16 protein-coding genes are annotated in these 12,041 nt (G+C 60.4%); 9 read left to right on the forward strand and 7 right to left on the reverse strand.

Going from position 1 to position 12,041, the window contains the following annotated elements; translation table 11 throughout:
- Position 1: 1 nt before the first annotated feature.
- The 3 genes from ACM6I5_RS14175 to yacG are packed head-to-tail and all read left to right on the forward strand — an operon-like array spanning position 2 to position 1,691.
- Positions 2–874: a prepilin peptidase gene (locus ACM6I5_RS14175; protein WP_414884099.1), complete on the forward strand. Its 873-nt coding sequence runs from the start codon at positions 2–4 to the stop codon at positions 872–874.
- Positions 871–1,494 (forward strand): dephospho-CoA kinase, encoded by a 624-nt coding sequence (gene coaE / locus ACM6I5_RS14180; protein ID WP_017340820.1) that lies wholly within the window; start codon positions 871–873, stop codon positions 1,492–1,494. The genes ACM6I5_RS14175 and coaE overlap by 4 nt, the downstream gene beginning before the upstream one ends.
- Entirely contained in the window at positions 1,491–1,691 is a 201-nt protein-coding gene (gene yacG, locus ACM6I5_RS14185; RefSeq protein WP_017340821.1) for a DNA gyrase inhibitor YacG, read from the forward strand. The genes coaE and yacG overlap by 4 nt, the downstream gene beginning before the upstream one ends.
- Positions 1,692–1,700: 9 nt before the next feature.
- On the opposite strand, the gene ACM6I5_RS14190 is transcribed toward yacG, so the two are convergent.
- Both ACM6I5_RS14190 and ACM6I5_RS14195 read right to left on the reverse strand, forming a co-directional pair.
- Positions 1,701–1,916, reverse strand: coding sequence for a hypothetical protein (locus tag ACM6I5_RS14190; RefSeq protein WP_017340822.1), 216 nt, complete (start codon positions 1,914–1,916; stop codon positions 1,701–1,703).
- 63 nt (positions 1,917–1,979) lie between these two features.
- Positions 1,980–2,669, reverse strand: coding sequence for an energy-coupling factor ABC transporter permease (locus ACM6I5_RS14195; RefSeq protein WP_017340823.1), 690 nt, complete (start codon positions 2,667–2,669; stop codon positions 1,980–1,982).
- A 187-nt stretch (positions 2,670–2,856) separates the two neighbouring features.
- Between ACM6I5_RS14195 and ACM6I5_RS14200 the strand changes: the two genes are divergently transcribed.
- Positions 2,857–3,099 (forward strand): DUF2790 domain-containing protein, encoded by a 243-nt coding sequence (locus ACM6I5_RS14200; RefSeq protein ID WP_414884100.1) that lies wholly within the window; start codon positions 2,857–2,859, stop codon positions 3,097–3,099.
- Positions 3,100–3,117: 18 nt separating this feature from the next.
- Here ACM6I5_RS14200 and ACM6I5_RS14205 read toward each other — a convergent pair whose 3' ends face one another.
- From ACM6I5_RS14205 to ACM6I5_RS14225, 5 genes are all read right to left on the reverse strand, one after another.
- A complete protein-coding gene (locus tag ACM6I5_RS14205; RefSeq protein WP_017340825.1) occupies positions 3,118–3,765 on the reverse strand; it encodes a methyl-accepting chemotaxis protein in 648 nt (215 codons plus the stop codon).
- Entirely contained in the window at positions 3,762–5,030 is a 1,269-nt protein-coding gene (locus tag ACM6I5_RS14210; protein WP_017340826.1) for an OprD family porin, read from the reverse strand. The genes ACM6I5_RS14205 and ACM6I5_RS14210 overlap by 4 nt, the downstream gene beginning before the upstream one ends.
- A 17-nt stretch (positions 5,031–5,047) precedes the next feature.
- The gene (locus ACM6I5_RS14215; RefSeq protein WP_414878308.1) at positions 5,048–6,253 is read right to left on the reverse strand and encodes a benzoate/H(+) symporter BenE family transporter; all 1,206 of its coding nucleotides are present in this window, start codon (positions 6,251–6,253) and stop codon (positions 5,048–5,050) included.
- Positions 6,250–7,617: an aromatic acid/H+ symport family MFS transporter gene (locus ACM6I5_RS14220; protein ID WP_414884101.1), complete on the reverse strand. Its 1,368-nt coding sequence runs from the start codon at positions 7,615–7,617 to the stop codon at positions 6,250–6,252. Before ACM6I5_RS14220 ends, ACM6I5_RS14215 begins: the two co-directional genes overlap by 4 nt.
- A 296-nt stretch (positions 7,618–7,913) precedes the next feature.
- Positions 7,914–8,381: a hypothetical protein gene (locus ACM6I5_RS14225; protein WP_017340829.1), complete on the reverse strand. Its 468-nt coding sequence runs from the start codon at positions 8,379–8,381 to the stop codon at positions 7,914–7,916.
- 198 nt (positions 8,382–8,579) lie between these two features.
- On the opposite strand from ACM6I5_RS14225, the gene ACM6I5_RS14230 reads away from it, so the two are divergent.
- The 5 genes from ACM6I5_RS14230 to ACM6I5_RS14250 all read left to right on the forward strand — a co-directional run bounded on the left by ACM6I5_RS14230 (position 8,580) and on the right by ACM6I5_RS14250 (position 12,035).
- Positions 8,580–9,206: a DUF1780 domain-containing protein gene (locus ACM6I5_RS14230; protein WP_017340830.1), complete on the forward strand. Its 627-nt coding sequence runs from the start codon at positions 8,580–8,582 to the stop codon at positions 9,204–9,206.
- Entirely contained in the window at positions 9,203–9,730 is a 528-nt protein-coding gene (locus ACM6I5_RS14235) for an MOSC domain-containing protein (RefSeq protein ID WP_017340831.1), read from the forward strand. The genes ACM6I5_RS14230 and ACM6I5_RS14235 overlap by 4 nt, the downstream gene beginning before the upstream one ends.
- Positions 9,731–9,785: 55 nt before the next feature.
- Positions 9,786–9,959: a DUF3094 domain-containing protein gene (locus ACM6I5_RS14240; protein WP_008028730.1), complete on the forward strand. Its 174-nt coding sequence runs from the start codon at positions 9,786–9,788 to the stop codon at positions 9,957–9,959.
- A 60-nt stretch (positions 9,960–10,019) separates the two neighbouring features.
- Positions 10,020–11,318, forward strand: a complete 1,299-nt coding sequence (locus ACM6I5_RS14245) for an NAD(P)/FAD-dependent oxidoreductase (RefSeq protein WP_017340832.1) — start codon at positions 10,020–10,022, stop codon at positions 11,316–11,318.
- Positions 11,319–11,636: 318 nt separating this feature from the next.
- A complete protein-coding gene (locus ACM6I5_RS14250; protein WP_017340833.1) occupies positions 11,637–12,035 on the forward strand; it encodes a hypothetical protein in 399 nt (132 codons plus the stop codon).
- Positions 12,036–12,041: the final 6 nt, after the last annotated feature.

Consider the following 12,041-nt stretch of genomic DNA (forward strand, 5'->3'; position numbering starts at 1 on the left):
CATGCCCCTGAACGAAATCCTGACCCTGTACCCGCTGGCGTTTGTCGGCATTGCACTGATAGTCGGCTTGCTGGTCGGCAGCTTCCTCAACGTAGTGATCTGGCGCCTGCCGAAAATGCTCGCGCGGGAATGGCGACTGCAGGCCTATGAAATTCTCGGCTTGCCTGGCGAAACACCGCTCCCGACCTACAACCTGATGCTGCCCCATTCCCAATGCCCGCACTGTGGGCACCGGATCCGCGCCTGGGAAAACATTCCGCTGCTCAGTTATGTGTTTTTACGTGGGCGATGCGCAAGCTGCGCAACCCCCATCAGCAAACGTTATCCATTGACCGAACTGGCGTGCGGCCTGCTGTCAGCGTTCATCGCCTGGCATTTCGGTTTCGGTGGGCAGGCCGTGATGGTGCTGGTGTTGACCTGGGGTTTGTTGGCCATGAGCCTGATCGACGCCGAGCATCAGTTGTTGCCGGATGTACTGGTGCTGCCGCTGCTGTGGCTGGGATTGATCGTCAACAGCTTCGAGTTGTTCGTGCCATTGACCGAGGCACTGTGGGGCGCAATTGCTGGCTACATGGCGCTGTGGTCGGTGTTCTGGCTGTTCAAGCTGATCACCGGCAAGGATGGCATCGGCCACGGCGATTTCAAGCTGCTGGCCATGCTGGGCGCCTGGGGTGGCTGGCAGATTTTGCCGCTCACCATTCTGCTGTCGTCTCTGGTCGGTGCCTTTATCGGCGTTATTTTGCTGAGCCTGCGCAACGCTAAAGCCTCGACGCCGATCCCCTTCGGTCCCTATCTGGCGATTGCCGGCTGGATTGCGTTGCTCTGGGGTGGTCAAATAACCGACTTCTATTGGCAGTTTGTCGGTTTGAAATGAATACCCCTGTGGAAAAACCCTGGATTCTCGGCCTGACCGGTGGCATCGGCAGCGGCAAAAGCGCGGCTGCCCAGCACTTCATCGACCTGGGCGTGCATGTGGTCGATGCTGATCATGCGGCGCGCTGGGTGGTGGAGCCGGGGCGCCCGGCGCTGGCACAGATTGCCGAACATTTCGGCCCCGGCGTGTTGCAGGCCGACGGTCAACTGGATCGTGCGGCATTGCGCAAACTGATCTTCGAAGTGCCTGAGCAACGCCTCTGGCTCGAGGCGCTTTTGCATCCGCTGATCGCCAGGGAAATTGCCGATCACCTAGGCAAGGCACAATCGCCTTACGCGATTCTGGTTTCGCCGTTGCTGATCGAGTCCGGTCAATTCGCCATGACCCAGCGCGTGCTGGTGATCGATGCGCCCGAACAACTGCAGATCGAACGCACCCTGCAGCGCGACCAGACCAGCGAACAACAGGTCCAGGCGATTCTCAAGGCGCAATCCAGCCGCCAGGATCGCCTGAGCCATGCCGACGATGTGGTGGTCAATGACCGCGACCTCGCCTGGCTGCACAGCGAGGTCGAGCGCCTGCATCACTTTTACCTTACTTTGCGTGGAGGCCAGTCATGAGCCAGATCCCAACCGTCGATTGCCCAACCTGCGGCGCCCCTGTCGAATGGACCCCGGAAAGCAAATTCCGGCCGTTCTGTTCGGACCGCTGCAAACTGATCGACCTGGGCGCGTGGGCGTCGGAAGAACACAAGATCCCGGTGAGCCCGGATGCCGAAGACGAACTGTTCAGCGAAGACTTCGAACCACGTCACTGAGGCCGGGATTCAGGGCCGCATAAAGCCGTAGTCCTGACCGTCATCGAGGTTCTCGGCAAGAAACTGCAACTCATCCGCCAGATCCTCGATACTGCGTACCGCCTTGCTCTGCTGCACCACTGCACTGAGCAAGGCGCGCAAGCTCAACCCCGGATCAAACCCGACTTCCTGCGCTGCATCCAGACTGTGGCGCAACTCCTGCCTTGCCCATTCGTAGACACTCATTTCGATGCTCCTGAAGGTTTTGCGGAGCATGGATTCGTCGACGTTTTTTGGATTTGATGTGGATCAAGATTTCGGGTCGTCGTCCTTCCAGGGCGCCGAAAGGTAGCGTGTGCGGTTGAAGGTCTCCAGCCATTCCGGGCTGAATACCACCAGTGCGCTGACGACCATGCCGTTGATGAACGCTTCGGGAAAGATGATCAGCCACAGGTAACCGACAAAATCCTCCAGCCAATAGGGCATGACGAAAAGCTCGTTGAACCACAACAACCACAGGGCCAGCAACAGGCACAGCAAGGCCGATAGCGCCGCTGCGAAGAAGCCGGAAACGAAGATGTAAACGAAGGGGTTTCGTGGTTGCGCTCGCTCGACCAGGATGGCACAGCACTCGGTGACCAGCACGGGCAGCAGAATGAACAACGCGCCGTTGACCCCGACGGCGGCGAGGTCCTGGCGTCCGAGCAGGACCAGGCCTGTTTGTGCGACCAGTCCGCCGACGATTGCCATCGGCCAGTCCAGGAGCAGGGTCACTGCGGTCATGCCGATGAAGTGATAGGACACGCCGGTGTCGAAATCCCGTCGTACCAGCCAGAGCATGAACAGGGCGAATACGGTGCCGAACAGCAGGTGCTGGCGGCGGCTGTCGCTGAACAGTTCGACCCACGGGGCACGTGCGACGGCCCAGATCAGGGCTGGGACGTAGATCAGCCATCCGACGGCGAGGGTTTCCGGGGTCAGCAGTTCGGCGCCGATCATGGCTGGGCTTGCTCCTTTTTCTTTGCCGGGAGAGGACAGGTTTTCAGTCTACACCGCCGTTTGTGCCCCCAATCAACCCGAGCGATTATTACGCTTCCTGCAAAACTGAATCAGCCCCAGCCACCTTTATCACCCCCAGCGAAGGACTAGACTTCAAAGCATCAGAACCAACCCCGAGCCGACAAAAATGAAAACCCTGACCACCCTGCTTCTGAGCCTCATTGCCACGTCAGCCATGGCCGCCACCCACGAGCCAGCCGCCACCCCATACAACCCGGCGCAACCGCTGGACATCGCCAAGGTGGTTTCAGTGACCGACACCGCAACCGCGTGCGATGTCGTACCGGCAACCATGGTCTACATCGATCATCAAGGCCAGACCCACAGCGTGACCTACCCAGTCATGGGCAACTGCACCAGCAGCCTGTAAAGCCGGGTAACCCACGACTCACACGATCAGCCGTTTCGCCTGCAACGCCAAATCATGCAGACCGGCCAGACGCGCCATGATCCGTTCGACCACCTCGACCCTGGCCACCGCACCGCTTTGCAGTTCACCCATCGAGTGCAACGCCACGCCAGCCTTTTCCAGACCCAGACGGGTTGAACCGGATAGCTGCTGAAGCCCCTGGCGCGCCTGCTCCGCCGACTGTTCCAGCCCCGTGGCGATTTGCCGGATCTGCGCACTGGAGTCCGCCGCCTGACGGGAGAGATTGCGCACCTCATCGGCGACCACCGCAAACCCTCGGCCATGGCTGCCCGCCCTCGCCGCCTCGATCGCCGCGTTCAGCGCCAACAGGTTGGTCTGACGGGCGATGTCCTGAATGCTGCCGACAATCGCGCCGATGCGCATCGACTGACTGCCGAGCTCATCGAACACTTGATCCAGACGCTGCATGTAGAGGTTCAGATCCTCCAGCACACTGGCCGACGACTGCATGCTCTGCGCACTCGCCTTGACCCGATCACCGGCCGTGCGCGCCAGTTGATTGGCAAAGCGCATGTCCTCCTCGGTTTGCAGCACCGACTCGGTCAATTGCTCCAGCTTGACCTGCAAACCGATGTTGTACGACGGTTGTTCTTTTTCAATGGTCATAGCAGCGTCCAGGTGTAGCTGAGGATCAGGCGGTTTTCGTCGATATCACTGCGGTAGTTGGAACGGGCCATCACGTTACGCACCCGAATTCCGAGGCCCTTGAGGCTGCCGCTTTGCAGCACGTAGCCGAGGTCGAGATCACGCTCGCGATCCTTGCCCTCGAAGCCTTGCCCGGTATCGACATTGTTGCCGGAGATGTAGCGCACAGTGCTGGTCAGCCCCGGCACGCCGAGGGCGGCGAAATCGTAGTCGTAGCGCGCTTGCCAGGAGCGTTCATCGGTGTAGGCGAACTCGTAGGTGGGCACCTCATTGCCCAGCGGCGAGATGTTGGCAAAGACCCGTGGGAAAGCACTGTCACCGAACATTCCCTGATAACCGACATAAAACGTGTGGCCACCGCGCTTGGCGGACAACAGCGAGAAGAACGCCTGGTTATCGATGTTGCCCAGCAGCTTCTTGCCGTCTTCGCGCGAATCGTAGTAACCCAGGTTCGCGCCCAGAATCCAGTCCCCCATCGGTTCGCTATGCTTGAGACCGAGAAAGCGCTGGTTGTAGATATCTTCCAGTTGCCCGAACCAGGCACTGACCGAACTGCGTTTATCGTTGAAGGCGTAATCGGCACCGGCGAAATTGAAGCCGTCACTGCTGACCTGACGTTGCGGCACGTGGCCGAGCATGGCCTGCATCTTTTCGTCGCCGGCCTCGTTGCGCAGGCTGGTCGTGTTCAAGTGGCCACCCTGCAGGGTCAGGCCATTGATCTCGTTGGAACTGATGCTTGCGCCCTGATAGCTGGGCGGCAGCAGACGAATATCGCTGAACGCCAGCACCGGCAGATTGGGCTGCAACTCGCCCACTTTCAGCTCGGTTTTGGAGAAACGCACCTTCAGCGCCGCTTCGAGACGGCTGTAATCATTCGCCGCGCGCCCGTCATCTTTAACGGGCAGTAAACCGGTATTGACCCGATCCGGACTGCTGTCGAGCTTGAGCCCGAGCAAGCCGATCACATCCACACCGAATCCCACGGGGCCTTGGGTGTAACCGGATTTGACGTTGAGGATGAAACCCTGCGCCCACTCTTCAGCCTTCGACTGTTTGTTCGCCCCGACGATGTCGGAGAAGTCCCGACTGAAGTAGTAATTGCGTGCTTGCAAGGTGGCTGTGGTGTCTTCGATAAAGCCGCTCTCGGCCGCCATCGCCCCCGCGGAGAAACCCGAGACGAGCGCCATGGACAACACTGGACCGGTTGCTGGAAAAATCTGTTTCATCGTTTGTTCTCTTATTTTTATTGATCGACAGTTGGAAGTGCTTCAGCCGCCGCGCTTTCGCGACGGGCGTTTAACAACACATGGGTGACCATGCCGAAAATCAGGCCCCAGAAAGCTGCGGACAAACCCAACAGCGACATGCCCGACGCGGTGGTCAGGAAGGTCACCAGCGCGGCTTCCCGATCACTCGGCACCGCCATGGCGCCGGCCAACGCCCCGGCAATCGCGGCGAACAGCGCCAGCCCGGCGAGTGCCGCAATCAGTTCTTTGGGGAACGCCGAAAACAGTGAAACCAGAGTGGCGCCGAAGATCCCCAGCACCAGGTAACAGAGCCCGCCGACCACCCCGGCGACGTAGCGCTTGCCAGGGTTTTCATGGGCCTCGCGGCCGGTACAAATGGCCGCGGTGATCGCTGCCAGATTCAGTCCGTGACAGCCGAACGGGGCCAACAACGCCGTGCCCAAGGCACTGCTGGCGATGATCGGACCGGCCGGCGTGGCGTAACCGCTGGCGCGCAGCACCGCCATACCGGGCACGAACTGTCCGGTCAGCGCCACCATCACCAGCGGTAACGCAATGTTCAGGGTGGCGCTCAGGCTGAACTCGGGCGTGATCCACACCGGCGTGGCCAAGCCGATCACCAACGCTTCGCTGTGCAAATCGCCGGCGAGAAAGGCCATCGAGCAGCCCACCAGCAGCACCATCAACACCGCATAACGCGGCATTAATCGTTTGCAGACCAGGTACGTGGCAAACATCGCCAGCACCAGCAACGGCTTGCCCTGCAACGAAACGAACAATCCGGTGCCGAAGCTGAACAGAATCCCCGCCAGCATCGCCGCCGCAATCGCCGCCGGCAGTTTGCCGATGATCCGGTCAAACGCGCCCGACACGCCGACCAGGAAAATGATCAGGCTGCTGACCAGATAAGCCCCCACCGCTTCCGGCATGGAGATCCCCGGCAACAGCGCCACCAACAGCGCCGAGCCCGGCGCCGACCACGCGATGATCACCGGCACGCGGTAACGCAGGCTCAACCCGATACCGAGCACCGCGCTGCCGATGGAGATCGCCCAGACCCACGACGACAGCACTTCCCGCGACAACTGCGCGGTCTCGGCCGCCTGGAAAATAATCACCAACGGGCCGGCGTAGGAAATCACCGTGGCGATAAATCCAGCGACCGCCGCCGACAGGGAAAAATCCCGGACGAACGCCCTCATGAAGCTTCGCCGACAGACCCGCCCGCCGCACCATGACGTAAATCCGCCAACGACTGTCGGGTGCTGCGCTGACTGCTGATGGCGAACACGGTCATGGCGATCGCGGCCACCGCACCGGGCAAGGCGAACGCCATGAAGTTGAGTTGCAGCGGCAGGCTGATCCCGAGCAAGGCCCCGCCCAGCAGCGGTCCGACAATCGCGCCGTTGCGCCCGATGCCCGAGGCCCAGCCCAAACCGGTGGAGCGAATGGTCATGGAGTAGAACTGCGCGGCGCAGGCGTACAGCAGAATCTGCGAACCGATGGTGGTGGCGCCGGCAATAGCGATCAGCAAGTACAACACTGGCATCGGGCTGTTGAAGCCCAGCAAAGTGATCGACACGGCTGCCATGGCGAAGAACACCGCCAACACCCGCGGCAGGTTCAGCTTGTCACCCAGAACGCCGCCGCCCACCGCGCCGAAAATCGCGCCGAAGTTGAGCACCAGCAGGAACGACAGGCTCGAGCCCAGGCTGTATCCGGCGTTGGCCATCAGTTTCGGCAGCCACGAACTCAAGGCGTAGACCATCAGCAGGCAGCAGAAAAATGCCAGCCACAGCATCAGCGTGCGCAGCGCCCGGCCCTCGCGAAACAGTTGCAGAACGGGGGTGCCGGTGCCCTTCATTTCGCACATGTGCAGCTGATCGCTGGTCTGCGCGATGTACGCCGGATCCACCCGCTGAAGAATGGCGCGCGCCTCTTCATTGCGTCCCTGTCGCAGCATGAAACCCACCGACTCGGGCAGGAAGTACATGATCAGCGGCAACAACACCAACGGCAGCACCGCGACGTAAAACACCGACTGCCAGCCGAAGCTCGGGATCAGCACGATGCCCAGCCCCGCCGAGAGCATGCCGCCCACGGAGTAACCGCTGAACATGATCGCCACCAGCGTGCTGCGGATTTTCTTCGGCGCGTACTCGTTCATCAATGCCACGACGTTGGGCATCACCCCGCCGATGCCCAGTCCGGCGATGAACCGGCAAATCCCGAACTCGGTGGGGTTACGCGCAAAACCGTTGAGCACGGTGAAACCGCTGAAGAGCATCACGCAGATCGTGATGGCTTTCTTGCGGCCGATCCGGTCCGAGAGCGGGCCGAAAAACAGCGCGCCAAACATCATGCCGAACAGCGCGTAACTGCCCAGAGCGCCAGCCTGCAAAGGACTGAGCCCCCATTCTTTCATCAGCATCGGCAGCACGACCCCGTAAATCACCAGGTCGTAACCGTCGAAGATGATGATCAGCGCACACCAGAACAGCACCATCCAGTGGAAGCGGTTGAATCGTGCGTTGTCGATAACCTCATGTACGTCAATCTTGCGCATGGCATTTATCTCTTGTTGTTGTTTTTTTCAGAGCGTCGGTAAAGCGGCTAACGTCCCGTAAAGCCGAGGGTAAAGTTGCCAGGCGCGGGGCAATATCCGCTTTGCGCAGATCGCTATCCGTTTTGTGCAGGGCCCTGAATCGGGCGCGAGAAGGAGGGATGTCGCAGCAGGCTTTGCTCCTGCGCGACAAACAGTTTTCCTGGCGATTACTTTGGAGAGCCGGGGTCTATGGATGACCCCGACGACTTACACCTGCTGACCCTTGCGGCCGAACAAGTCAACGCACTGAAGCCCGATCACGGCCGGGCCTTCTCCAGTGCCTCACGCAGTTGCGCCGCCGTGGCGTATTCGTGCTCACCGACCACTTGACCGTCCTTGAGCTCCAGCCACAACACTTTATCCACGGCCCCGGGGTAGCGCGGCGCCACGCGTCCGTCACGGTCGAGCATCACGCGATAGGAATAATCGCGCATGGCCGGCACGGCGAACATCTTCGCGATCAGCCGGGGCATGCGCTGGATATCCGCGACAAATACCGCGTGCCGGGCCTCCAGATAGCCCTTGGGCTGGCCCTGCAGTGCCGCGTCGACCAGCTTCGCGGCGTCCATGCTGCGCGCCACCAGCAGCGTCTGAGTCTGATTGTCGAGCGTGAAGGCCTGATCGAACTGATCAAGCAAGGTCCACGGCGCCAGCCGCTCCCCCACCTCCAGCGCCTGAGCCCAAAGAGGCACAAGACTGAGCAATAACACGGGCCATAATTTCACGACATTCCCCTTCGTTGAGGCGCTTGAGCGCAATGAATCCAGTCTACACCGCCTGTATTGCACACCCCATCGCCGCGACAACGATCAAAGAAGCACCGCAGCTACCATCCGATCAGCGATGACGCCTGCCGGGGCATTACGTCCTCGTTTCAACGCAAAGCTTTCAGCTTGTCGCATTTGAACGCTAAGCTTGGGCCTATGGATGACTCAGATTATCTACGCCTGCTGACCATTGCGGCCGAGCAAGCCAACGCGTTCCTTTCCAATGCCCGCAAATGGGAGCGTGAGCGTTGGGTGTGCCAGCGCCTGCTGCAAGGCCTGAACATTCCTTACCGCGTCGACGAATTCGCTCCCGCCGGCGAACCGCCGGACGTGCTGTTTCGCGATGCGAATTTCGAAGTGTTTTTCGTGCTCGACGAGGGCCGGCGTCTCAATGATGAGTGGCGCGATGAGCTGCAGCGGCGACGCAGTGCGTTTTCCTTGAGTTCGCTGGTGCGCCGAGAAGCCAAGCCCAGGCGCATTCCGGCCAATGAATTCCTGCTGAGACTGGCGCCGACCTTGCGCAAAAAAGCGCACAACTACAAGGAACGCGGCATGGACCTGGGCGAACTGGACATCATCGCCTTTGCCAGCCTCAAGCGCGAAGTGCTCGACCTCAACAGCCATTTCCCGCCACCCACCGAATACTTGCGTCAGGGCTGGCGCTCGTTGTCACTGGTCGGTCCGACATTCGCCCGGGTTTTGTTTGCGCATCCCGACGCACCGGACTTCCTGCGCAGCAACCTCGGTCGCAGCATCGTCTTCGATGTCGGGATCAGCCTGTGAGTCCGCTGCAGGAACTGATCGCTGAAGTCCCGCAAACCGGCCGTGTACGCTGGATCGGCGTGCGCCCGCAACCGCATGTGCCGATGATCGAGCTGGAGGCCGTGGAAGCGCGTCTCGAGGCCGGCCTGACCGGCGATCGGGCCCGTCCCGGCGTACGCAATGCGCGACAGGTGACACTGATTCAATGGGAGCATCTGCCAGTGATCAGTTCGCTGATGGGCCGACCGGACGACAATCCGGTCCTGCCTGGTGATTTGCGGCGCAACCTCGTTGTCAGCGGGATAAATCTGTTCAGCCTCAAGGGTCGTCGCTTCAAAATCGGCCAGGCGATTTTCGAAACCACCGGTTGGTGCCAGCCTTGCGCACGCCTGCAAAACAACCTCGGCCCCGGCACTTTCCAGGCCGTTCGCGGACATGGCGGAATCACCGCCCGAGTGTTACAAAGTGGAATCATTCGGCTGGACGATACAGTCAGTGTCGAGCCGATTCCCGCCAGCGGCTATGCTCCGTTCAATGTGGGGTAAAAACCCCTGTAGCTTCTATCAATTCAGCAACGTCTACCCGATGACGAGGCCCGATATGACCAGCCGCCTGAACCCCGACGACCAGAAACATGTCGAAGAGTACCTGCACCTGTCCCAGCACCGAGTCGAGCGCCGGCCTTTCCGGCCGTGGATGCTCCTGGTGGTGGTGTTGGCAGTGACCATTGGCCTGGGCTTGTTGAGCCGATTTATCAGTTACCTGACGCTATGAGCTGCATCGCGCTCGCTCGGGTAATTGCACCGATTTCTTTTAGCCTTGCGAGATATCCCCATGACTCATCGTATTGTCATCGTTGGCGGCGGCGCCGGCGGTCTGGAGTTGGCTACCCGTCTGGGTAAGACTCTGGGCAAGCGCGGCACGGCCAGTGTGATGCTGGTCGACGCGAACCTGACCCACATCTGGAAACCGCTGTTGCACGAAGTCGCGGCCGGTTCCCTTAACTCTTCCGAAGACGAACTCAACTATGTCGCCCAGGCAAAATGGAACCACTTCGAGTTCCAGCTGGGGCGCATGAGCGGGCTTGATCGCGCGCAGAAGAAAATCCAGCTGGCGGCCACTTACGATGAGGCCGGCCTGGAATTGGTGCCGGCGCGTGAAGTGCCTTACGACTCGCTGGTGATCGCCGTCGGCAGCACCACCAACGATTTCGGTACCCAGGGCGCGGCGCAGCATTGCCTGTTCCTCGACACCCGCAAACAGGCCGAGCGCTTCCACCAGCAACTGTTGAACCATTATTTGCGCGCCCACGCCGGGCAGACGGATGTGGTGCAGCAGATCAGCGTGGCAATCGTCGGCGCCGGCGCCACGGGCGTCGAGCTGGCGGCCGAACTGCACAACGCCGCACATGAACTGGCGGCCTACGGCCTGGACCGGATCAAACCGGAGAACATGCACATCACCCTGATCGAGGCCGGTCCACGGGTACTGCCAGCATTGCCGGAACGGATCGGCGGCCCTGTGCATAAAACCCTGGAGAAACTCGGGGTCAACGTCATGACCAATGCGGCCGTCAGTGAAGTGACCGCGGATAGCCTGATCACCGCCGACGGCAAAGTGATCAACGCCAGCCTCAAGGTCTGGGCCGCGGGCATTCGTGCGCCAGGTTTCCTCAAGGACATCGACGGTCTGGAAACCAATCGGATCAACCAGCTGCAAGTGCTGCCGACCCTGCAAACCACCCGAGACGAAAACATCTTCGCCTTCGGCGACTGCGCCGCCTGCCCGCAGCCGGGCACCGATCGCAACGTGCCGCCGCGTGCCCAGGCAGCGCATCAACAGGCGTCGCTGCTGGCCAAATCGCTGAAGCTGCGGATCGAAGGCAAGCCGTTGCCTGTGTACAAGTACACCGACTACGGCTCGTTGATTTCGCTGTCGCGTTTTTCGGCTGTGGGTAACTTGATGGGCAACCTGACGGGTAGCGTGATGCTTGAGGGCTGGCTGGCGCGGATGTTTTATGTGTCGCTGTACCGCATGCACCAGATGGCGCTATATGGCGCATTCCGCACGGCAATGTTGATGCTGGGCAGCAAAATCGGGCGCGGGACTGAGCCGCGGCTGAAGCTGCACTGACACACATCCCTTGTGGGAGCGAGCCTGCTCGCGATAGCGGAGTGTCAATCGCCACATGAGTTGGCTGATACACCGCTTCGCGAGCAGGCTCGCTCCCACATTTTTCAATCACAACCTTGAGATCTGTGTCTTACTGTATCTCTCCCCGCGATTTCGCCCCTTCGGTTACAAACTCCCCCCTTGCGCGACACAGTAGCGATACACCTCGCCCGCTAAATGGCCACATCCGAGCAAGGCGTCCCGCCAGCTACGGTGATCGCCGCACTTACGTGGCGTCTTTTATCGAATGGTTGTGTCGTGCAACCCTGGAGAATTGAAATGTCCCGTACCACCAAAAACACTATCGGTTTGCTCGGTGCAGTCCTCGCTGGCGGCATGATGTTGACCGGCTCCGCTTTTGCTTCGCAGCCTTTGACCCAGGGCTACCTGCTTGCCTCGGCCGAACAGGTGGTGAAAACCCCTGAAGGTAAATGTGGCGAAGGCAAGTGCGGCGATGCATCGATGGCAAAAACCGACACCGACGGTGACGGCAAGGTGTCCCGCGCCGAATTCCAGAAAGTTGCGCCTAAGTCCAACTTCGACAAGATCGATACCAACCACGACGGCTTCATCGACGAGCAAGAGGCTTACGACAACGTCAAAGCCAACTTCGAAGCCAACGGCAAGAAAATGCCAAAAGGCCTGTTCGAGCACCTGAAAGACCAGGACGGCGCTTAAGCCTCC

It is taken from the genome of Pseudomonas sp. IT-P171, assembly GCF_949767765.1.
Lineage (GTDB): Bacteria > Pseudomonadota > Gammaproteobacteria > Pseudomonadales > Pseudomonadaceae > Aquipseudomonas > Aquipseudomonas fluorescens_B.